Here is a 1,261-nt window from a genome sequence, read left to right on the forward strand (position 1 = left end):
GTGGCCTGATTACGACGGAAACGGACTGGCCTGATTACGCCGAAAACGCCAAGCCGTCCCGGCGGCCCCGACTGGCTCGATTACGCCGGAAACGAAGTGGCCTGATTACGGTGGAAGGTGACAATGCAGCCGCGTGGCCTTCAAGGGCGGCAGGACAGGTGTCGCAGCGGGCGCACGAAAGCGTGTGCCAGGTTGCACAGCCGAAGCGGACATGGACCCTACCGCGCGCGAAACACCCCCCGACGGGGGTTGTAACCAGGGTGGGGCAACGGCAGAGTGCCGGCCTCGGGAGGTGTCCGCTTTTGCCGGCACAATAATGCTGTATGAACATACAGTCAATGGGGCGTCGAACGAGAGCTGGTGCGGGCAGTCGCTGTATACAGTTGCCGGTATTAGGGCGACACGCTCCTGCATACGCAGCACGAGCTGCTGCATAAAACCAAGTTAGGTTGCTTGTTCAGCAACTCCCAGGTTTCTTCTTCACAACCACCAAGAACATGCTTGAGCCCACTGGCATCGCATGGGTAGGTCTCTATGCTCAGAGCCTACCGACGCTCGTCGACTTCTATGCAAACAGAGTAGGCTTTCGTGTGCTCGAGGAAACCGAGCACTGCTGCATCCTTGACGCAGGAGCCGGAGCGCTATTCGAAATCTGGGGCAAGGGGTGCGCGGTCACGCAAGGCAAGTCAACCAAAGAGCAATCAATGCTCGTCGGCTTCCTAGTAGCGCGGTTGGAGCCAGTTGTCGAAGCTCTGCGCACTCGGGGCGTCAATCCCGATACAGAGATTGACAGCTACCTCGGAACACGTTGGATCTACTACACCGACCCGGAGGGAAATCGGTTTGAGCTCAAAGACCGCCAAGGTTGAGATGCTGTCTCTTGCCAGCGAGCAACCTAACCTCTCCATCGAGCGGACAACTTCCGGCGCGCTTCGCGCGCCTACAGTTGCCGCTCATGTCGAACGTTAGAGCACAACCCCTTTGTACGCACATGCTCGCGCCCGCTTCTCGCAATAAGGTTTCGCGCTGGCTAGCCGGTGCGAGTGTGGTCGCCTTCCTAGTGAGTCTTGTGCTGCCGGCCTATCAAACCAACCGCTATGGTCACCTCCATAACCACTCGGGGTTGGAGGCATTCATCCTTGGTCCCATCGGGCTTTTTGCGGGCCATATTTCGTGGGCAGCAAACGCCGTCCTAGTGTTGTCGTTGGCAAAACGAACCAGTCCGCACTACGGGCTCTCGTTTGTTCTGGCGCTCCTTGCA

2 protein-coding genes are annotated in these 1,261 nt (G+C 58.4%); both read left to right on the forward strand.

The features are described 5' to 3' along the window. Positions 1-497 precede the first annotated feature (497 nt). A complete protein-coding gene (locus tag E8D38_RS27765; protein ID WP_140637514.1) occupies positions 498-869 on the forward strand; it encodes a VOC family protein in 372 nt (123 codons plus the stop codon). A 122-nt stretch (positions 870-991) separates the two neighbouring features. After that, positions 992-1,261, forward strand: a 270-nt coding sequence (locus tag E8D38_RS28710; protein WP_219851891.1) for a hypothetical protein, incomplete at its 3' end; no start/stop codon positions are given.

This window comes from Methylibium rhizosphaerae (assembly GCF_006386545.1).
GTDB classification, from domain to species: Bacteria; Pseudomonadota; Gammaproteobacteria; order Burkholderiales; family Burkholderiaceae_C; genus Pseudorivibacter; species Pseudorivibacter rhizosphaerae.